Genomic DNA, 19,440 nt, shown 5'->3' with positions numbered 1-19,440 from the left:
GCCCGTGAAGCCGATGACGTTGGCGACGTTCGGATTGTGCTGCACGATCGCCATCATTTCCGAGAACTTGACCTTCATCGCCTGGAACGAGGTCGCCTGATCGGCTTGGATGCCGCCGACGAGCCGTCCCGTGTCCTGCTGCGGAAAGAAGCCTTTTGGCACGACCACGTACAGATAGGCGTTCAGCGCAATCGTCGCGATCAGCGTCATGAGGGTCAGCAGCGGATGCGACAGCGCCCATCCGAGCGTGCGCCCGTAGCCGGCCTGCAGTCGTGCGAACGCCCGCTCGAGCCGCTGCGCGAGCGGGCCCTCCTTGGGACGATGCTCGGCATCGGCGAGCAGGCGCGAGCACATCATCGGCGTGACCGTCAGCGAAACCGCCAGCGAGACGGGGATCGCGAGCGAAAGCGTGACGGCGAATTCGCGGAAGAGCCGCCCGACGATGCCGCCCATCAGCAGGATCGGTAGAAATACCGCGACGAGCGAGATGCTGATCGAAGTCACGGTGAAGCCGACCTCGCGCGCGCCGAGATAGGCAGCCCGCATGCGCGGCACGCCCTCCTCGATGTGGCGCGAGATGTTCTCCAGCACGACGATCGCGTCGTCGACGACGAAACCCGTGGCAACGATCAGCGCCATCAGCGAGAGATTGTCGATCGAGTAGTGCAGCAGATACATTGCAGCGAACGTGCCGACGTTCGAGATCGTCACGGCCACGCTCGGGATCAGCGTCGCACGGCAGTTGCGCAGGAACAGGAACACGACGGTGATGACGAGCAGCACGGCGACGATCAGCGTGCGTTCGGTGTCCTTCAGCGAGGCGCGGATCGTCGTCGATCGATCGGCCACGGACGTGATGTCGATCGCGGCCGGCACCGACGCTTGCAGTTGAGGCAGCATGGCCAGCACGCGATCGATCGTCGAGACGATGTTCGCGCCGGGCTGCCGGTACAGGATCACGAGCACCGACCGCTGGCCGTTCATGAGGCCGAGGTTGCGCAGGTCCTCGACCGAATCCTGAACCTGCGCGACGTCGGAGAGCTTGACCGCCGCGCCGTGGCGATAGGCGATGACGAGATCCTTGTACTGCGCGGCGGCCTTGGCCTGGTCGTTCGTATAAAGCTGAACGCGGTTCTCGCCGAAGTCGATCGAACCTTTGGGGCTGTTCGCATTCGCGGCCGCGAGGGCCGCTCGCACATCTTCGAGTCCGATGCCGTAGTGGAACAGGGCCTGCGGTTCGAGCTCGACGCGCACGGCCGGGTTCGCCGAGCCGCTGACGTCGACTTCGCCGATCCCGTCCACTTGCGAGAGCGCCTGCTGCAATACGGTGGACGCGGCGTCGTAGAGCTGGCCGGGGGGCACCGTTTTCGATGTCAGCGAAAGGATCAGAATCGGTGCGTCGGCCGGGTTGACTTTGTGATACGTCGGGTTGCTGCGCAGGCTCGTCGGCAGATCGGCGCGTGCGGCGTTGATGGCGGCTTGCACGTCGCGCGCGGCGCCGTCGATATCGCGGTTCAGGCCGAACTGCAGTGTGATCCGCGTTTGGCCGACGCCGCTCATCGACGTCATTTCGGTCACATCCGCGATCTGCCCGAGGTGGCGTTCGAGCGGGCTAGCAACACTCGTCGCGACGGTTTCCGGGCTTGCGCCCGGCAATTGCGCCTGCACCGAAATCGTCGGGAAGTCGACTTGCGGCAGCGGCGCGACCGGCAGCTTGGCGAAGGCGAAGATGCCGGCGAGCGCCACACCGATCGCGAGCAGCGTCGTGGCCACCGGGCGCGAGATGAACGGGCGGGAGAGGTTCATGCCGCTGCCGCTCGCTGGAAGACGTTCATATCAGGCCCCCGCATCGCCGGCTCCCGTCTCGGGATGGCCGTGTCCGAAGCGCTCGCGCACACGCCGTGCGAGCGAGTCGAAGCCGAGATAAATGACGGGCGTCGTGAACAGCGTCAGCAGTTGGCTCACCACGAGCCCGCCCGCGATCGCGATACCGAGCGGATGGCGCAGCTCCGAACCCACGCCGGTGCCGAGCATGAGCGGGAGGGCGCCGAGCAGCGCCGCCATCGTCGTCATCAAGATCGGCCGGAAGCGCAACAAGCAAGCCTGATAAATCGCCTCGCGCGGGCTCTTGCCTTGTTCGCGCTCGGCCTCGAGTGCGAAGTCGATCATCATGATCGCGTTCTTCTTCACGATACCGATCAGGAGCACGATGCCGATGATGCCGACGATGTCGAGGTCGTGCCCCGAGACGATCAGCGCGAGCAATGCGCCGACCCCCGCCGACGGCAGCGTCGAGAGAATCGTGATCGGGTGGATGAAGCTCTCGTAGAGCACGCCGAGCACGATGTACATCGTCACGATCGCCGCGAGAATCAGGAACAGCTCGTTCGAGAGCGACGCCTGGAAGGCGAGAGCCGACCCTTGAAAGCGTGTCTGGAAGGAGGCGGGTAAGCCGACATCGCGCTCGGCCTGCTGGATCGCCTTCACGGCCGCGCCGAGCGATGCCCCTGGCGCCAGGTTGAACGATACCGTCGTGGACGGGAATTGGCCTAGGTGCGAGACGAGCAGCGGCGCCGGACGTTCGGCGAACGTGGCGATCGCACTGAGCGGCACTTGTTGCCCGTTGCCTTGAGAGGAGGGCAGGTAGATCGACTTCAGCGCATCGGCGTACCGCTGCATGTTAGGGTCCGTGCCGAGGATGACGCGGTACTGGTTCGACTGCGTGAAGATCGTCGAGATGATGCGTTGCCCGAACGCGTCGTACAGCGCGTTATCGACGGTGGCCGGCGTAATCCCGAAGCGCGCGGCGCTCGCGCGATCGATCTCGACGTACACCGAGCGCCCGCTTTGCTGCAGATCGGTTGCGATATCGGCCAGCTCCGGCGCTTGCTTCAGCCGATCGACGAGCTTGGGCACCCAGCTCGCGAACTCGTCGGGGTTCGGGTCGGTCAGCATGAACTGATATTGCGTCGCGCTGACGGTCGAATTGATCGTTAGATCCTGCACCGGCTGCAGATAGAGCGTAATGCCCGCCACGTTCGCCGTTTCGCTTTCGAGGTCGCGGATGATCTCCGTGGCGTTTTTCGAGCGATCGCCGTGCGGCTTCAAGTTGATCAGCATGCGGCCGCTGTTGAGCGTGATGTTGGTGCCGTCCACGCCGATGAACGAGGTTAGGCTGTCGACGTTCGGATCCTTGAGGATCGCGCTGGCCAGCGCTTGCTGGCGTGCGGCCATCGCGCCGTACGATATCGACTGCGGCGCTTGCGTGATCGCCTGAATGACGCCCGTGTCCTGCACGGGGAAGAAGCCCTTCGGGATCAGGACATAGAGCAGCGCCGTCAAGACGAGCGTGAGGACGGCGACGGCCAGCGTCGCTCGCTCGCGCGCCAGCACCCAGCGTAACGCCACGGCATAGCGCGCGATGACCGCATCGATGACGGCGTGCGCCTTGGCTTCGAAGCGATGGCTCTCGAGCGGCGGCGTATGCCGGAGCAGCTTCGCGCACATCATCGGCACGAGCGTGAGCGAAACCACAGCCGAAATAACGATGGTCACGGCCAGCGTGATCGCGAATTCGTGAAAGAGCCGGCCCACGACATCGCCCATGAACAGCAACGGAATCAGCACGGCGATCAGCGAAACCGTCAGCGAAATGATCGTGAATCCGATCTGCTTGGACCCTTTGAGCGCCGCTTCCAGCGCGGTGTCGCCTTGCTCGACGTAGCGCGCGATGTTTTCGATCATGACGATGGCATCGTCGACCACGAACCCGGTGGCGATCGTCAATGCCATGAGCGAGAGGTTGTCGAGCGAGAAGCCGCACAGATACATGACGGCGAGCGTGCCGATCAACGAGAGCGGCACCGACAAGCTCGGGATGATCGTCGCGTAGACGTTCGCCAGGAACAGGTACATGACGAGCACGACGAGCACGACCGACATCGCGAGTTCGAATTGCACGTCGCGCACCGAGGCGCGGATCGTCGTGGTGCGATCGGTGATCACGGCCACGTTGACCGCCGCGGGCAGCGAGGCCTGCAACTGCGGCAGCAACGCCTTGACGCTATCGACCACCTTGATCACATTGGCGCCCGGCTGACGCTGGACGTTGACCAAGATCGCCGGCGTGACGGCGCCGCCCGTTCCCACCCACGCGCCGAGCTTCGTGTTCTCGGCGCCGTCGACGATTTTCGCGACGTCGGTCAGCATGACGGGGCGGCCGTTCTTGTATGCGACGATGGCATCGTTGTACGCGCGTGCATCGGTCAGCTGATCGTTCGCATTGATCGTGAAGTTGCGCGTCGGGCCGTCGAAGTTGCCCTTGGGCGTGTTGACGTTCAGGTTCGCGATGCTCGAGCGCAGGTCGTCGAGGTTCAAGCCGTACGAGGCCAGCGCGAGCGGATTGGCCTCGATTCGCACCGCGGGCCGCTGGCCGCCGCTGAGGCTAACGAGGCCGACGCCGGCAACTTGCGAGATTTTCTCGGCTAAGCGCGTATCGGCGAGATCCTCGATGTCGGTCAGCGGGGTCGTGTTCGACGTGATCGCGAGCGTGAGGATCGGCGCGTCGGCCGGATTGACCTTGGCGTAGATGGGCGGTGCCGGCAGATCGGCGGGCAAGAGGTTCCCCGCCGCGTTGATGGCGGCCTGCACCTCTTGTTCGGCAATATCGAGCGGCAGATCGAGGCTGAATTGCAGCGTGATGACCGAGGCCCCCGCGGAGCTTTGCGACGACATCTGGTTGAGCGAGGGCATCTGCCCGAACTGCCGCTCGAGCGGCGCGGTGACGGACGAGGTCATGACCTCGGGGCTCGCGCCAGGGTAGAAGGTTTGGACTTGGATCGTCGGGTAGTCGACTTCGGGCAGCGCCGAGATCGGCAAAAAGCGCAGCGCGACGAGGCCGACGAGCATGATGGCCGCCATCAGCAAGGCCGTGCCGACGGGGCGCAGGATAAAGGCGCGAGACGGATTCATGCGTAGTGGCGCCTGCCGTTACTGTGCGCCGTCGCTGCTCGACGCGGCCTTGCGACGATGGCCGTGCGAACCCGACGCACTGGCGGCGCCGGATGCGCCCCACGTACCCGACGCGCGATGCGCGCCGGCGGCCTGCGAGCCCGAGGCGGCCTTGAGCACCGTGGCGGCGTCCGGTGCGACGGCGATCTTCGCGCCTTCGCGCAAACGGTCCGAGCCGTCGATCACCACGCGCTCGCCGATGGCCAGCCCCGATGCGATGCTCGTGCGTTCGCCGTCGACGGGACCGACCTTGAGCGGGCGGACCGTGACGGTGTTGTCCGGCTTGACGACGTAAGCGAACGGCCCGTTGGCGCCGTTGAGCACGGCCGAACTCGGCACGATCACGGCGTTGTGGAGCGTATCGATCAGCAGCCGAGCGTTGACGAACTGATTCGGAAACAGCATTTGCCCTGTGTTCGGGAACATCGCCCGCAGTTTGACGGTGCCGGTCGACGTATCGATCTGGTTATCGATCGTTTCCAGATAACCGGTTTCGAGCGCCACCGTGTTATTGCGGTCGTACGCCGTCGTCGAAAGTTTCGCGCCAGCTTGCATCTGTTTGAGGATGGCCGGGAGGTTGTCCTCGGGTGTCGTGAAGACGACGCTGATCGGCTGCAGCTGCGTAATGACGACGATGCCGTTCGCATCCGACGGGGTCACGTAGTTGCCGGGATCGACTTGGCGCAGGCCGACGCGGCCCGAGATCGGCGCGGTGATGCGGGCGTAGGTGAGATCGAGCTTGTAGGTGTCGATACTGGCGTGGTCCGATTGCACTTGGCCTTCGTACTGCTTGACGAGGGAGGCCTGCGTGTCCACTTGCTGAGCCGCGATCGAATCTTGCGCGAGCAGCGTCCGGTAGCGCTTCAGATCGAGACGCGCGGTCTGGAGCAACGCGGTGTCCTTGGCCAGCGCGCCTTGGGCGTTTTCCAACGAGATCTGATAGGGCCGCGGGTCGATCTGTGCCAGCAAATCGCCGGCCTTGACGAGTTGTCCTTCCTTGAAGGCGACGCTTTGGAGCGTACCCGCGAGCTGCGTCTTGACGGTCACCGTGGCGAGCGGCGACACGGTGCCCAGGGCGGTCAGCACGATCGGCATGTCGCCGGCGGTTGCGGCGGCCACGTGCACCGGCTGCGGCAGGGCGCCGAGCGCGCCTCGGCCCGAGCGGGTTGCGCTCGCGGTGGGGCTCGCGGCGCCGCCGCTCGTGCGGCTCCAAGGCCGCCACCAGATCAGCGCCGCGAGTATCACGATCGCGACAGCAACGATCGTGGCGCGACGAGCCGGCCGCTTGCGGCTCGCCGAGGTGTCGGTGCCGGCGTCGGGGCGTGTGCCGCTGGGTGGCGAGGGGGGGCGGTTTTCTTGTTCGGCCATCGAAATTGTCTGTGCGCCAATGCAATGCCAATGCGGCGTGGGGTGGGCAAGCGCAGTGCTCGTGCCAGGGCGGCGTCCGGCAGCGCACTGACGGCTTGGGCAGGCCGAGCGCCTGCGCGCGTCGATGCATGATGCTACGTCGCGGCGCCTGGGCCAGTCCAGTCGCGCATTTTTCGGTTTTTTACGGGCGTTACATACCGTGGGGATGCAAGCCGCAGGCTGCGAGCGCCGCGCGCGCGTCGTTGCCGGCGCGATCGATCGAACGAATCGGCGGGCGCCGGGTCAATCCACGAGCCGCTGGTTCGGGGCGCCGCCGATTTCTCGAACGATACGCTCGATGCATTCCTTCAGTACCGGCGCCGCCCGCTCGATCAGCCAGTCTCTTGGGCACAGATGCGCGGCGCCGCCGCAGTTGACGGCGTAGCGCTCCCCGGACGGACCGACAAAACCGGCCGCAATGGCATTGAGTTCCGCATACCACTCGCCCGTTGCGATGGCGAAGCCCAGCGTGCGGGTTTCGTCGAGCGATTGGGCGAGGCGGGCGTGGATGTGCGGCCAGTCGTCGCCCGAGGCCGCTTGCAGTCCGGCCATCAGCGTGGCGCGTTCGGTATCGGAAAGCGCCGCCACATAGGCGCGGCCCACGGCAGTGCGGGCGAGGTCGACGCGCGAGCCCACCTCGAGCCGCGACACGAGAATCGCGGAGCGCGGCCGGATCGCTTCGATCACCACCATGTCGAGCCGGTCGCGAGCCGCGAGATGAACGGACAGCGACGTGCGTTCGGCGAGTTCGATCAGGAACGGCCGCGCTCGGGCCCGGATGTCGAAATTGCGCAAAAAACCGTTGCTCAATTCGAGTACCGAAGCCGTCAGGACGAAACGCTCGCTGTCGGGCAACTGAAAGAGAAAGCCGGCGCCGACGAGCGTTGCCGTGATGCGCGACACCGTCGGCTTGGGGATGCCCGTCATCTCGGCCAATTCCCCGTTGCTCACGGGGCCGTCGGACGAGGCGACGCGCCGCAGCAACGCGAGCCCGCGCGAGAGCGCGAGGATTTCATCTCCGGCGCCTTCCTTGGGCGTTGGCGATGCCGAGCCGGAGGGCGATGGGGTGCGTGAGAGGGATGTCGCCACGATGCGCCTGTGACAGATTTTTGAAATGGAATTTCACGTCTGAAGTTTCCCCCAGTCTACGCCTCCTGGGGTAGCACGTGAAGAAGGTAAATATTACCTATTGCATGGGATGAAATCGTTACCGTTTCGGGGGTACCTGTTACTATTTCGGAAAAAATTATCTTGACTTCGTCAGCCGAAAGGGAAAGAATGGAATCTGATTTCGGAACGACGCCAAAAAACGGTCTGCGGATCGGGTGCGTCGGCGGTCGATGGAAGGTCCCGGTTCCGAAATACCGTCTCTCAGGTTCTAGCACGGCCCTCGGAATGGCTAGAACTTCTTTAAGGCGCCACGGCAACGTGGCGCCTTTTTTTTCGTGCGCCCGGCAGGGCGCGTTCGCTGCGCCTCTTCGATGCCCGCCGCCATCCGTTTCGCTCAGGTCGCCGGCAGGCCGCGCGCGCATCTGCTATCGTCTGCGTCGATTCTCGCGCCGGTGTTCGCCGCCGGCTGCGATCTCACGGACAGCGGAGCGATGCACACCATTCTTTCCATTTCGAATCTATCGAAGACGTACGCGTCGGGATTTCAAGCGCTCAAGCGCGTGAATCTCGAGATCCGGCGCGGCGAAATCTTCGCGCTGCTCGGCCCGAACGGGGCCGGCAAGACGACGCTGATCGGCACCGTCTGCGGTTTGGTCAATGCCACGGAGGGCACCGTGCTCGTCGACGGCCACGACATCGTCAAGGACTACCGGCGTGCGCGGGCCATGATCGGGCTCGTGCCGCAGGAGCTGACGACCAACGCGTTCGAAACGGTCTGGGCGACCGTTTCGTTCAGCCGCGGGCTGTTCGGCAAGTCGGCCGATCCCGCGCATCTGGAAAAGGTCCTGCGCGCTCTGTCGCTGTGGGACAAACGCAACAACGCCATCATGACGCTCTCGGGCGGCATGAAGCGGCGCGTGCTGATCGCCAAAGCGCTCGCGCACGAGCCGCAAGTGCTGTTCTTGGACGAGCCGACGGCGGGTGTCGACGTCGAGCTGCGGCGCGACATGTGGCAATTGATGCGCACGCTCCGGGAAACCGGCGTGACGATCATCCTGACGACGCACTACATCGACGAAGCCGAGGAGATGGCCGACCGGATCGGCATCATCAATCGGGGCGAAATCGTGCTCGTGGAAGAAAAGGCGCAACTGCTGCGCAAGCTCGGCAAAAAGCAGCTCACGCTGCAGCTCGCGGCGCCGATCGAGCAGGTGCCGGCCGAGCTTGCCGGTTACGGGCTCGAGCTGTCGGCCGAGGGCGGCGCGCTCACCTACACCTACGACGACACGCAATCGGAGCGCGCCGGCATCGTCAAGTTGCTCAAGGATCTCGACGACGCGCGCGTTCGCTTTAAAGATTTGCAAACGACGCAAAGTTCGCTCGAAGACATCTTCGTCGATCTCGTCAAGGAGCGGTCATGAACTATTTCGCCATGCGCGCGATTTACCGATTCGAAATGGCCCGCACGTGGCGCACGCTCATGCAAAGCGTGATTTCGCCCGTGATTTCCACGTCGCTTTACTTCCTCGTGTTCGGCGCGGCGATCGGTTCGCGCATTCGCGAGATCGACGGCATCAGCTATGGCGCGTTCATCGTGCCTGGGCTCGTGATGCTCTCGCTGCTTACGCAAAGCATCAGCAACGCATCGTTCGCGATTTATTTCCCGAAATTCACGGGCACGATATACGAACTGCTGACCGCGCCCGTGTCGTACTTCGAACTCGTGGTGAGCTTCGTGGGTGCGGCCGCGACCAAATCGATCATGCTCGGGCTCATCATCATGGCGACAGCCGCGTTCTTCGTGCCGCTACGCATCGAGCACCCATTCTGGATGATCGTGTTCCTCGTGCTGACCTCGGTCACGTTCAGCTTGTTCGGATTCGTGATCGGCATTTGGGCCGACGGTTTCGAAAAACTGCAAGTGATCCCGTTGCTGATCGTCACGCCGCTTACGTTTCTTGGCGGAAGTTTCTATTCGATCGATATTTTGCCGCCCGTTTGGCGCACGATCGCGCTCGCGAACCCGGTTGTCTATCTGATCAGCGGCTTCCGGTGGAGCTTTTATGGCATCGCGGACGTGCACGTCGGCGTCAGCTTGGGCATGACAGCCGTATTTCTCGCGATTTTCACGGGCATCGTGGCCTGGATTTTCAAAACCGGGTACCGGCTCAAAAATTAACGACGGCTTTGTCATTCCCGAAAAACGCCGACATAATGCGTCAATTGCCGGCGTAGCGCCGGCCAGGCTCCCGAACCGCTCTGACCGCGCATGAGACTGACGACCAAAGGCTTGTTACTGATCGCGATTCCGACAGCGGTCGAGCTTGCATTGCTCTCCGGGCTCGTGAAGGCGCAGAGCGACGCCGAGCAGGCCGAGCAATGGGCGTTGCACAGCAAGGACGTGCTGCGCCAAACGAGCGCGATCCTCGAACCCATGCTGATCGAAACGGTGCGCATGCGCGGCGCCGTGTTCAAGGACGAGCGGGGATCGACCACGCCCGTCACGCTCTGGATCGATCTGGATCGACGCATCGACCATCTCGTCGATCTGGTGGCGGACAACCCCGTCCAGGTCGAGCGCGCCGCGCAGATTCGCCAGACGGTGCAGGCGTACCGGCAATGGTCGGACCGAGTGCAAGACTTGCTGCGCACCGGCCGGCGCAAGGACGTGCTCGATCGGTTCCGCAACCAGACGAGCGTCGATGTCGTCGATCGCTTCCGCGCCCAGCTCGCCGCGTTCCAAAACGAAGAGCTGCGCACGGACGCGATGCGATCGGCGCAGGCGGCGCAGGCGCTCGCCCAACAGCAGCAGCTCACCGCCGCGGTCGTGCTCGGCTCGCTCGTCATGACGGCGCTGGCGGTATTCTTGTTCACGCGCGGCCTGCGCGGGCGGCTTGCGCTGCTGTCCGACAATGCGGCGCGCCTGGCCGAGAGCGCCCCGCTCGGGCCGCCGTCGACGGGCAACGACGAAATCGCGGAACTCGACGAAATCTTGCACGACACGAGCCGGCGGCTGCTCGAATCGGAACGGCTTCAGGCGCGCTTTCAGAGCGATCTGGCGCGCCGGGCGGACGAACTCGCGCGGACTAACGAGACGCTGCACCAGCAAACGCAGGAAAACGAGATGTTCATTTATAGCGTGTCGCACGATCTGCGCGCGCCGCTCGTCAACCTGCAAGGTTTTTCGAAGGAACTCACACACGCGTGCGACGATTTGCGCGAGGCCGTGCGGGCGTCGTCGCTCGAGGCCGCCGAGCGCGAGCGTATCGAGCGGCTCATCGACGAAGATATCGGCGAAGCGCTGCGCTACCTGCAAAGCGCCGTGCTGCGCGCCGCGCATATCATCGATTCGCTGCTGCGCCTGTCGCGCGTCGGGCGCGTGGAGTACCGGCGCCAGGAGGTCGATGTCGCATCGGTCGTTCGGCATGTGCTGGATGCGATGCAGGCGTCGATTCGCGCGTGCCGGGCCGAAGTCGTCGTCGACGAGTTGCCGCCCGTGTGGGGCGACCCCACCGCGCTCGAGCAAATTTTTGCGAACTTGATCGGCAATGCGATCAACTATCTCGACCCGGACCGTCCCGGCCGGATCGAGGTGGGCGCGCTGCCGGCGCCGCCCGGCGGCGTGCGCTCGCTGCGGATCTTCTACGTCAAGGACAACGGCCTGGGGATCCCGGCCGGTGCGATGCCCCGTCTGTTCAACGCATTCCAGCGGCTGCACGGCAACGTCGCCGCCGGCGAAGGCATCGGTCTCGCACTCGTGCGCCGCATGGTCGAACGCCACGGCGGGCGCGTCTGGGCGGAATCGACCGAAGGCGAGGGCACCACGTTCTATCTATCGCTACCGGAGGCGGCCAAGCAGGTCGTCGCCGCTTAACGAATCAAGGAAGCCACCATGCATAACTCGACAGCGCCAGAAACGAGCGCGCCTCTCGCGGGACAATCGGTCAGCATCATCCTGATCGAAGACGACGACGGCCATGCCACGCTGATCGAGCGCAACTTAAGGCGCGCGGGGCTGACGAACGGGTTCACGCGCTTCGCGGACGGACAACAAGCGCTCGATTACTTTTTCAACGAGCCCTCGCAGTTTCTGCGCGAGGAATTGCCGCCGTCGGTCATCCTGCTCGATCTGAAAATGCCGCGTATCGACGGCTTGGAAGTGCTGCGGCGGCTCAAAGCGGACCGGCGTACGGCCTCGCTGCCCGTGATCGTGCTGACGACGACCGACGATCCGCGCGAAATCGAGCGTTGCTACGAACTCGGCTGCAACGTGTACGTCACGAAGCCGGTCGAATACGACGCGTTCATCGAAGCGGTCCGTCGTCTCGGCTTCTTCCTGCAAGTCGTGAAGTTGCCCGCAGGCGCTCGATGAGCGCGCATGCGCTTTTCATCGACGACGACGAAGGGCTGCTTCGGCTCGCCTCGCGCTCGCTGACGCGCGCCGGCTATCGCGTCGGCACGGCCGCCAGTACGGCGGCGGCCCGCGAGGCGCTGGCCGCCGAGCTGCCCGATGTCATCGTGGTCGATTACTCGCTCGGCAGCGCCGAAACCGGGCTCGATTTCTTGCGGGCATTGCGCGTTCAAGGGCTCGTGCTGCCCGCGATTCTTTGCACCGGCTTCGCCGACGAAGCGCGCGTGATCGAAGCGCTGCGTTCGGGCGTGGCCGACGTGGTGCCGAAGAGCGAGGGCTATCTGGAATACCTGCCGGAGGCGATCGAGCGCGTCTTGCGCGAGCGGCGCATCGAACGCGAATTGGCCCAGGCGCAGCGTTCGCAGGAACGCGAAGCGCATTTTCGGGCATTGGCCGAGGAGCGCGAAGCGCTGCTCGCCGCCGAACGCACGGCGCGCGCCGAAGCCGAGCGCGCGTCCCGGATGAAGGACGAATTCGTCGCGACGCTGTCGCACGAGCTGCGCACGCCGCTCAACGCGATCGTCGGCTGGACGCAATTTCTGTTGCGCGACGCCACGGCGTCGGAATCGCTGCGCAAGGGGCTCGACGTCATCGACCGCAATGCGCGCGCGCAGGCGCGCATGGTGGACGATCTGCTCGATTTTTCGCGCATCCTGGCCGGCAAGCTGCGGCTCGACGCCGAGCGGGTCGATTTGGTCGACGTGGTCGAGTACGTGATTCGTTCGGTCGGCCCTGCCGCGCAGGCGAAGGACATTCGCTTCGTGACCTCGCTCGAAGCCGCGGGCGGGGTGCTAGGCGATCCGTCGCGTCTGCAGCAGATCGTCTGGAATTTGCTGTCGAACGCCGTGAAATTTACCGGCAAGGGCGGGTGCGTCGAGGTGAAGCTCCAGCGGCGCGAGGGCGAAGTCGAGTTGATCGTCGCCGATAACGGGCAAGGGATCACCGCCGAATTTTTGCCGCACGTGTTCGAACGCTTTTGCCAGGAAGACGCCGGCATCGCGCGGCAGCACGGCGGCCTGGGGCTGGGGCTTTCGATCGCGCGTCAGCTCGTGGAGATGCACGACGGCCAGATCGTCGCGCGCAGCGACGGGCCCGGCTGCGGCGCGACCTTCGTCGTCACGCTGCCTGCGACGGGCGCCGACGAGGCGCGCGAGATCGAGGCCGGCGCGCTCGAACTGCACGCGCCGCCAGCGCTGGCCGGGCTGCGCGTGCTGGTGCTGGAAGATGAGCCGGACGCGCGCGAGCTGGTCGAGCGCGTGTTGCAAGAGCGCGGCGCGACGACGCTCGCCTTCGCCTCCGCCTTGGAAGCATTGGACGCGTGCGTGTCGCAGGCCCCCGACGTCATCGTCAGCGACATCGGCCTGCCCGGTGTGGACGGCTACGAGTTCATCCGCCGGCTACGGACGTCGGAGGCGCCGGGTGGGCGCACCACGCCGGCCGCGGCGCTCACCGCGTTCGCACGCAGCGAAGACCGGCGACGGGCACTGCTCGCCGGGTTTCAAACGCACGTGGCCAAGCCGGTCGATCCGCTCGAACTCGTCGTCGTGGTGGCTGCGCTGGCGGGCCGAACGACGTCGTTCGCGAGCGAGGCTTAAGGCTCGATCAGGGCTCGATCAAAGCTCGATCCGCGTACCGAGCAATACCAGGAATTGGCGCAGCCACTCGGGATGGGCCGGCCACGCGGGCGCCGTCACGAACGGCGCATCGGTGACGGCCGCATCGACGGGAATGTCGGCGTACTCGCCGCCCGCGAGCCGCACCTCGGGCGCACAGGCCGGGTAGGCCGAGATGCGTTTGCCCTCGATCACGCCGGCGGCCGCGAGCAGTTGCGCGGCATGGCAAATGGCAGCGATCGGCTTGCCTTGCTGGGCGAAGTGGCGCACGAGTTCGATCACCTTGGCGTCGAGCCGCAGATACTCGGGGGCGCGGCCGCCGGCGATGGCGAGCGCGTCGTAGCTGCCGGCGTCGATTTCGTCGAAGCTTGCGTTGAGCGTGAAGGCGTGGCCGGGCTTCTCGGTATAGGTTTGGTCGCCCTCGAAATCGTGGATGGCGGTTTTCACTTTTTGGCCGGCCCGCTTGCCGGGACAGACGGCGTCCACCGTATGCCCGATCGCCTGCAGCGCCTGAAACGGCACCATCGTCTCGTAATCTTCTGCGAAATCGCCCGTCAGAAACAGAATCTTCTTCGCGGCCATGGCCTGCTCCTTTCAATGGAGGGATAGACGACAACAGAGAGCTGCACTTGCTAAGCGAAGCGGGCAGTGTACTCCTTGCGCGCGATGGCGATGCGAATGGGAGGGGATTTGCGCGATCTTTCTAATGTAACTATCATGGTTACATTTTTGAAGATCGAATTTCAGCGATGAACACCAGCAGTCGTTTCGCCTACGCCGTCCATATCCTGGCGCTGCTGTCGCTGCAGCAAGGCGAGCCGTTGTCGTCCGAGATCATCGCCGGCAGCGTGAACACGAATCCGGCGCTGATCCGTCGGTTGCTATCGATGCTGGCGCAGGCGGGGCTCACCACCTCCCAGCTCGGCGCGGGCGGCGGTGCGTTGCTGGCGCGCGCGCCCGGTGCGATTCGGCTCGTGGATGTCTATCGTGCCGTCGACGAGGCGCGTTTGTTCGGTCTTCATCGCGAGGCGCCGAACCCGGCGTGCTTGGTGGGACGGCATATTCAGCAGGTGCTGGCCGGCATTGTCGACGATGCTCAGCAAGCCATGGAGGCATCGCTCGGGGCGCGCACGCTGGCAGACGTGACAGCGGGCGTGCTCGAAGCGGAAGGCGCGGCGGGCCGGTCACCCGCCGAGTCGGCGTAGGGCGGAACGTTTCCTTTTTGCCGCGGCGGCCGGCCAAGACAGCCGATCGACGAGGGACGAAGGGAGCGCGGTGAGGTAAGCGAGAGGCATCGCCTCTCTTTTTTCGATGTAAAAATGTAACTATGTGAGTTACACATCCATTCGATAAGGAGTCTGTATGCAACGTCGTCTAAAAATCGCACTGTTTGGCGCCACGGGAATGATCGGATCGCGCATCGCGGCCGAGGCGCTTGCGCGCGGCCATGAGGTCACGGCGATCGCACGCAAACCGGGGCAGGGTGGCGCGCTGCCGCAATTGAAGACGATCGCGGGCGACCTGTTCGACGCGGCGCAAAGCGCGACGCAGATCGCGGGCTTCGATGCGATCGCGAGCGCCTATGGTCCTGGCCGCGACGAACCGTCGAAAGTCGTCGAGGCGGCGCAGTCGCTCGTCGCGCTTGCGCGCGCGTCGGGGGTCAAGCGACTCGTGGCCGTCGGCGGGGCAGGCTCGCTGCTGGTTGCGCCCGGCAAGCAACTCGTTGACGCGGAAGGATTCCCGGAGGCTTATAAAGCGGTCGCGTTGGCCCATCGCGACGCGCTGGGGGTTTATCGGACCGTCGCCGATGTCGACTGGACGTTCTTCGCCCCCGCCGCGATGATCGCGCCGGGCACGAAGACCGGCGTCTTCCGCACGGGCGCCGATTCGCTCATCGTCGATGCCGACGGCAACAGCAAGATCTCGGCCGAGGACTATGCGGCGGCGTTCGTCGACGAAATCGAGCAGGGTCGCTTCGTCCGCCAGATCGCGACGGTTGCGTACTGATCGCCGGCCGTCGGCACGGATCGATCCGGCTTAAGTCCATGCCGCGCGCCGCGTTCGGCGGCGCGCGCACGTCAGTGTTCGTTTCAGGCAGGTTCGTATTCGGCCGATATGAGGCGATTGACGTGCGTCGCGAATCGCTCGCTCGACACGCCGTAGATATGCAGCGACACGGCGGGCCGGGGGCTCTCGTTGCCGAGCCGATGGATGGCGTTCAAGCCGGCCCGCCCATACGAGACGGCGCCGGCCTCGCGCGGATGAGCGCGGGACCGGGTCGCACAACGCGCCGCTTCATTCCATGCATACAGGGTCTCGGTCAGCACCCCATCGAGCACCGCATAGCCGCACCAAGTGTGATGGGCATGCACGGGGCTGGCTTGACCGGGTTGCCAGACCAGCGCCGCAGCCGCATAGCGGCCGTGCGGATCGGCGACCAAGAGGTGGCGTCGATAGCCGTTGAGTGCGCCTTCGCGCTGCGCGGGCGTCAATAGCGCGTCCTCGGCCGCGGCTTGGGTCAGCGCGGCGCGCACACGGGACGCGAACTCGGGACATGCGCAATGGGCCGGGTCGGCACCGGACTGAACCGCGTTGAAGGCTTCGTCGAGTGCTTGGCGCAACCGCTCGACGGCGCAGGCCGCGCTTGCATCGATGACGGCTGCGCCCCGCGTGCCGGACATGTGCAGGCCGCGCGGGGCCTCGTGCGCCGAAGATTCGAGGTTGGGATTCATGGTCCGTCGTCAGGTTGGATCGATCTCCCATTTATATCGGTTTATGCGTAAAAAGAGTTTCCCTATAATTCCACCATCGCGCGCTGGGCTAGAAAAAAATTCTATTTGGGAGTGGAAAAGGGAATGGATGCTATCGATAGGAAGCTCGTCGAGCTGCTGCAAGCCGATGCGACGCTGCCGATCGCCGAACTTGCGAGCCGGGTCAACCTTTCGCAAACGCCGTGCTGGAAGCGGGTGCAACGGCTCAAGGAAGAGGGTGTCATTCGCGCGCAGGTGGCGCTGTGCGACGCACGCAAGCTCGGCGTGGGCACGACCGTGTTCGTCGCCGTGCGGACGAACCAGCACACGGAGGAATGGGCCAAACAGTTCGTTCAGGTGGTACGCGACATCCCGGAGGTGGTCGAAGCCTATCGGATGAGCGGCGAGACCGACTATCTGTTGCGGATCGTCGTCTCCGACATCGACGATTTCGATCGCGTCTACAAGCAGCTGATTCGTGCGGTGCCGTTGTTCGACGTCAGTTCGAGCTTCGCGATGGAGCAGATCAAATATTCGACGGCGCTGCCGGTCAGGTCCTAGCTGCTTTATTATGTCGGCGCCGGCGACCGACGCGTCGCCTGCACCGAATCGTGGCGTGCGTTCCGCACGTCTGCCCATTTGAGCCGGAGCTGCCTCACGTGCGTCTTGTCACCCTCAAACTCCAAAACTTCCGAGGCTACGAGGAACGCAAGTTCGTCTTGCACCCGCAGTTTAATTTGATCGTGGGCGTGAACGGCAGCGGAAAGACGTCGTTGCTGGAAGCGGCCGCCGTCGCGATTGGTTCTTGGTTTCTTGGGATTCGCGGTTACGATTCACGGCATATTCGGCCGGGGGACGTGCGTATCGTGCGCGAGTTCGTCGAAAAGCGGTACCGTGAGTTGCCGCAGTTTCCGGTGAGGGTCGAGGCCGAGGGAGTTGTGACGGTTGAGAGAGCGGAACGCAGCGCGTCCGGCGAGATGAAGTTCTCCGAGCCAACTGAGGAGCGCCACGTCACTTGGGCTCGTTCTGTCGAAGGTCCAGGCGGGCGTACGACGCAAGCTAACGCGAAGAAATTGAAGACAGTGGCTGAAGTCATGGCGCGATCCGTTCTGGATGGGAAAGCCAAGGTTCTTCCGCTGATTCGCTATTTCGGCGCGGGCCGTTTATGGGAGTCGGTTCGAGAGTCCGACGGAAAGACGCTCCGCAAATACAAAGTGAAGCAACCTGCTGACCTCAAGGAAACCGACTTGCTTGAGCAGTTACTTGCCGAGGGAGAGGCACTAGCCCAACCGTTTTACGGTTATCAGTTGAGTGTTGACAAACGTTGCAATCCTGACGATCTAATTCGTTGGATGGCCTACGAGCGGCGTAACGAGCTTGACGAGGAAGAGCAATCTCCGGCGTTACGGCTTGTCTATCGAGCCGTCGAGTCTATGCTGCCGAACGCAGTCTCCGCCCGGTACAGCGTGAAGCTACGGACGTTGATCGTAAAGTTGAAAGATGGTCGATTTCTATCGTTCGAGGAACTAAGCGACGGTTACCGAAACATAGTCGCCATTGTGGCCGATCTCGCCATCAAGGCCGCAATGCTAAATCCGAGCCTTGCCGAAAAGGCACTCGAATGGACGCCCGGTGTCGTCCTAATCGATGAATTGGATCTTCATCTCCACCCGACGTGGCAACGTGGAATTATCGAGGCTCTGCGCCGGACTTTTCCGAGGGTCCAGTTCATCTGCACCAGTCATTCGCCGTTCCTCATCCAATCGCTGCGCTCCGGAGAGGAGTTGATTGTCCTCGATGGCCAGCCTACAGCGGAAGTCGCGAATATGTCCCTCGAGGACATCGCTTGCGGGCTGATGGGCGTTGAAAATGCCGATGTCAGCAACCGCTATCGCGAGATGAAGGGCGTCGCCCGACAATACCTGGAAGAGCTTGAGGACGCAGCGATGATTCCCCAGGAGAAGTTGGCCGATTTCAAAGAACGGCTTGCTGATGCCATAGCGCCGTACGCAGACAATCCAGCGTTTCAGGCTTTCCTGGAAATGAAGCGTGTGGCCAAGTTAGGGGAGTAAGGAATGCGGCCGATTCGTCGCGGGACGTCTCCTCAGGCACACGATTTCGATCCCTATGCAAGTGCACAGCCGTATCTCGTTTCTCGCTTGGGGATGTACTGCAGTTATTGCGAGCGGCGCATATGCACGAACTTGGCTGTGGAGCATATTCAGCCGAAGGCGTTGGCGGATTTCGCTCACCTGGAAGGGACGTGGAGCAACTATTTGCTCGCTTGCGTGAACTGCAATTCGACCAAAAGCGCTAAACGGGTTGGACTGCACAATACGTTTTTGCCCGATCGCGACAATACGTTCGTCGCCTTCTCTTATTTGGAGGACGGCAGAGTCGTGCCGTCTGCTGCCGCTGTCGATCTTGGCATGCGAGCTATGGCGGAAGCGACCCTAGCTTTGACCGGCCTGGATAAGGGAGATCGAGGCAACCTGGACGAGAATGACAAAGAGGTCGCGCTTGACCGTGCTTCGCAGCGCAGGGAAGCTTGGCTGCTTGCTCTCGAAAGCAAAGAAGCTGTTAGGGCTCGGCCGCACTTGGTCGAACTTCGCGATGCTGCCGTGCGCTTGGCCTTGGCATATGGATTCTTCAGCATCTGGATGACTGTATTCGCTGACGATTTGGACATGCGCCAGCGCCTCATTGCGGCGTTCAGCGGGACGCAAGCGAGTCAATGCTTCGATGCGACAACGGCCCAGCCAGTTAGCCCCGCACCGAATCCCGATCGGCTCGTCGGCGGCGGCAAGATTTGATCTCATCGTTCGAAATGGCGCTGCCGGTCAGGTGACGCTCGCGGCGATGCGCGTAGAATGCCGGCTTCCGTCTCACTTTTCCGTCGACGGGCGTCCTTGCCGACGCCGCGACCCCTCTTTCATGAACGACCCGCGCCAATCGAACAAATCGAATCCCACGACTCGCGTCGCCGTGTTCGTCGTCGTCGTCGTCCTGCTCGTGATCGCCACGTTCGTGTTCAATGCGATGAAGGGCAAGCGCGAGTACGACGAACAAAACGCCGCGGCGACGGCCCCGGCCGCCAGCGCAGCGGCCGCCGCCAGCGCCTCCGGGGCTTCGCAGTAAG

At 63.8% G+C, this 19,440-nt stretch carries 17 protein-coding genes; 11 read left to right on the top strand and 6 right to left on the bottom strand.

Annotated elements, in window-relative coordinates; translation table 11 throughout:
* The 4 genes from ACTHN9_RS25630 to ACTHN9_RS25615 form a co-directional block, all read right to left on the bottom strand.
* Positions 1-1,806: efflux RND transporter permease subunit (locus ACTHN9_RS25630; protein WP_440539620.1), on the bottom strand; the 1,806-nt coding region annotated here is incomplete at its 3' end.
* 30 nt (positions 1,807-1,836) lie between these two features.
* Positions 1,837-4,971 (bottom strand): MdtB/MuxB family multidrug efflux RND transporter permease subunit, encoded by a 3,135-nt coding sequence (locus ACTHN9_RS25625; protein ID WP_440539619.1) that lies wholly within the window; start codon positions 4,969-4,971, stop codon positions 1,837-1,839.
* 18 nt (positions 4,972-4,989) lie between these two features.
* On the bottom strand, positions 4,990-6,378 hold the full coding sequence (locus ACTHN9_RS25620; RefSeq protein ID WP_440539618.1) for an MdtA/MuxA family multidrug efflux RND transporter periplasmic adaptor subunit: 1,389 nt from the start codon (positions 6,376-6,378) through the stop codon (positions 4,990-4,992).
* A 282-nt stretch (positions 6,379-6,660) separates the two neighbouring features.
* The gene (locus tag ACTHN9_RS25615) at positions 6,661-7,506 is read right to left on the bottom strand and encodes an IclR family transcriptional regulator (RefSeq protein WP_440539617.1); all 846 of its coding nucleotides are present in this window, start codon (positions 7,504-7,506) and stop codon (positions 6,661-6,663) included.
* Positions 7,507-8,018: 512 nt separating this feature from the next.
* Between ACTHN9_RS25615 and ACTHN9_RS25610 the strand changes: the two genes are divergently transcribed.
* The 5 genes from ACTHN9_RS25610 (at position 8,019) to ACTHN9_RS25590 (ending at position 13,533) form a co-directional block, all read left to right on the top strand.
* Positions 8,019-8,948 carry an ABC transporter ATP-binding protein gene (locus ACTHN9_RS25610; RefSeq protein WP_440539622.1) on the top strand — a complete coding sequence of 310 codons (930 nt, stop codon included), beginning with the start codon at positions 8,019-8,021 and terminating at the stop codon, positions 8,946-8,948.
* On the top strand, positions 8,945-9,706 hold the full coding sequence (locus tag ACTHN9_RS25605) for an ABC transporter permease (protein WP_440539616.1): 762 nt from the start codon (positions 8,945-8,947) through the stop codon (positions 9,704-9,706). Before ACTHN9_RS25610 ends, ACTHN9_RS25605 begins: the two co-directional genes overlap by 4 nt.
* Before the next feature lie 90 nt (positions 9,707-9,796).
* Positions 9,797-11,401 (top strand): sensor histidine kinase, encoded by a 1,605-nt coding sequence (locus tag ACTHN9_RS25600; protein ID WP_440539615.1) that lies wholly within the window; start codon positions 9,797-9,799, stop codon positions 11,399-11,401.
* An 18-nt stretch (positions 11,402-11,419) separates the two neighbouring features.
* Positions 11,420-11,899 carry a response regulator gene (locus ACTHN9_RS25595; protein WP_440539614.1) on the top strand — a complete coding sequence of 160 codons (480 nt, stop codon included), beginning with the start codon at positions 11,420-11,422 and terminating at the stop codon, positions 11,897-11,899.
* Positions 11,896-13,533 carry an ATP-binding response regulator gene (locus tag ACTHN9_RS25590; RefSeq protein ID WP_440539613.1) on the top strand — a complete coding sequence of 546 codons (1,638 nt, stop codon included), beginning with the start codon at positions 11,896-11,898 and terminating at the stop codon, positions 13,531-13,533. The genes ACTHN9_RS25595 and ACTHN9_RS25590 overlap by 4 nt, the downstream gene beginning before the upstream one ends.
* Positions 13,534-13,551: 18 nt before the next feature.
* Here ACTHN9_RS25590 and ACTHN9_RS25585 read toward each other — a convergent pair whose 3' ends face one another.
* Positions 13,552-14,133: a DJ-1/PfpI family protein gene (locus ACTHN9_RS25585; RefSeq protein ID WP_440539612.1), complete on the bottom strand. Its 582-nt coding sequence runs from the start codon at positions 14,131-14,133 to the stop codon at positions 13,552-13,554.
* Positions 14,134-14,300: 167 nt separating this feature from the next.
* Between ACTHN9_RS25585 and ACTHN9_RS25580 the strand changes: the two genes are divergently transcribed.
* Both ACTHN9_RS25580 and ACTHN9_RS25575 read left to right on the top strand, forming a co-directional pair.
* Positions 14,301-14,756, top strand: coding sequence for an Rrf2 family transcriptional regulator (locus tag ACTHN9_RS25580; protein ID WP_440539611.1), 456 nt, complete (start codon positions 14,301-14,303; stop codon positions 14,754-14,756).
* Positions 14,757-14,913: 157 nt separating this feature from the next.
* Positions 14,914-15,558, top strand: coding sequence for an NAD(P)-dependent oxidoreductase (locus tag ACTHN9_RS25575; protein WP_440539610.1), 645 nt, complete (start codon positions 14,914-14,916; stop codon positions 15,556-15,558).
* An 83-nt stretch (positions 15,559-15,641) separates the two neighbouring features.
* On the opposite strand, the gene ACTHN9_RS25570 is transcribed toward ACTHN9_RS25575, so the two are convergent.
* On the bottom strand, positions 15,642-16,283 hold the full coding sequence (locus tag ACTHN9_RS25570; RefSeq protein WP_440539609.1) for a cysteine dioxygenase: 642 nt from the start codon (positions 16,281-16,283) through the stop codon (positions 15,642-15,644).
* Positions 16,284-16,406: 123 nt separating this feature from the next.
* Here ACTHN9_RS25570 and ACTHN9_RS25565 point away from each other — a divergent pair, with 123 nt between their 5' ends.
* The 4 genes from ACTHN9_RS25565 to ACTHN9_RS25550 all read left to right on the top strand — a co-directional run bounded on the left by ACTHN9_RS25565 (position 16,407) and on the right by ACTHN9_RS25550 (position 19,439).
* Positions 16,407-16,862 carry an Lrp/AsnC family transcriptional regulator gene (locus ACTHN9_RS25565; RefSeq protein WP_440539608.1) on the top strand — a complete coding sequence of 152 codons (456 nt, stop codon included), beginning with the start codon at positions 16,407-16,409 and terminating at the stop codon, positions 16,860-16,862.
* Positions 16,863-16,960: 98 nt separating this feature from the next.
* On the top strand, positions 16,961-18,373 hold the full coding sequence (locus ACTHN9_RS25560) for an AAA family ATPase (protein WP_440539607.1): 1,413 nt from the start codon (positions 16,961-16,963) through the stop codon (positions 18,371-18,373).
* A gap of 3 nt (positions 18,374-18,376) precedes the next feature.
* Positions 18,377-19,114, top strand: coding sequence for an HNH endonuclease (locus ACTHN9_RS25555; protein ID WP_440539606.1), 738 nt, complete (start codon positions 18,377-18,379; stop codon positions 19,112-19,114).
* Between the two features lie 121 nt (positions 19,115-19,235).
* Entirely contained in the window at positions 19,236-19,439 is a 204-nt protein-coding gene (locus ACTHN9_RS25550; protein ID WP_440539605.1) for a hypothetical protein, read from the top strand.
* The last annotated feature ends 1 nt before the right edge of the window (position 19,440 follow it).

Source organism: Trinickia sp., from assembly GCF_051953405.1.
In the GTDB taxonomy this organism is placed as follows: Bacteria; Pseudomonadota; Gammaproteobacteria; order Burkholderiales; family Burkholderiaceae; genus Trinickia.
This window is presented reverse-complemented; position numbering and strand designations above follow the sequence as displayed.

What these genes read in the sequence shown, in the direction of transcription:
- ACTHN9_RS25625 (WP_440539619.1), bottom strand. Translation starts at nt 4,971, where the DNA reads ATGAATCCGTCTCGCGCCTTTATCCTGCGCCCCGTCGGCACGGCCTTG.
- ACTHN9_RS25620 (WP_440539618.1), bottom strand. Translation starts at nt 6,378, where the DNA reads ATGGCCGAACAAGAAAACCGCCCCCCCTCGCCACCCAGCGGCACACGC.
- ACTHN9_RS25610 (WP_440539622.1), top strand. Translation starts at nt 8,019, where the DNA reads ATGCACACCATTCTTTCCATTTCGAATCTATCGAAGACGTACGCGTCG.
- ACTHN9_RS25605 (WP_440539616.1), top strand. Translation starts at nt 8,945, where the DNA reads ATGAACTATTTCGCCATGCGCGCGATTTACCGATTCGAAATGGCCCGC.
- ACTHN9_RS25600 (WP_440539615.1), top strand. Translation starts at nt 9,797, where the DNA reads ATGAGACTGACGACCAAAGGCTTGTTACTGATCGCGATTCCGACAGCG.
- ACTHN9_RS25595 (WP_440539614.1), top strand. Translation starts at nt 11,420, where the DNA reads ATGCATAACTCGACAGCGCCAGAAACGAGCGCGCCTCTCGCGGGACAA.
- ACTHN9_RS25590 (WP_440539613.1), top strand. Translation starts at nt 11,896, where the DNA reads ATGAGCGCGCATGCGCTTTTCATCGACGACGACGAAGGGCTGCTTCGG.
- ACTHN9_RS25585 (WP_440539612.1), bottom strand. Translation starts at nt 14,133, where the DNA reads ATGGCCGCGAAGAAGATTCTGTTTCTGACGGGCGATTTCGCAGAAGAT.
- ACTHN9_RS25580 (WP_440539611.1), top strand. Translation starts at nt 14,301, where the DNA reads ATGAACACCAGCAGTCGTTTCGCCTACGCCGTCCATATCCTGGCGCTG.
- ACTHN9_RS25575 (WP_440539610.1), top strand. Translation starts at nt 14,914, where the DNA reads ATGCAACGTCGTCTAAAAATCGCACTGTTTGGCGCCACGGGAATGATC.
- ACTHN9_RS25570 (WP_440539609.1), bottom strand. Translation starts at nt 16,283, where the DNA reads ATGAATCCCAACCTCGAATCTTCGGCGCACGAGGCCCCGCGCGGCCTG.
- ACTHN9_RS25565 (WP_440539608.1), top strand. Translation starts at nt 16,407, where the DNA reads ATGGATGCTATCGATAGGAAGCTCGTCGAGCTGCTGCAAGCCGATGCG.
- ACTHN9_RS25555 (WP_440539606.1), top strand. Translation starts at nt 18,377, where the DNA reads ATGCGGCCGATTCGTCGCGGGACGTCTCCTCAGGCACACGATTTCGAT.
- ACTHN9_RS25550 (WP_440539605.1), top strand. Translation starts at nt 19,236, where the DNA reads ATGAACGACCCGCGCCAATCGAACAAATCGAATCCCACGACTCGCGTC.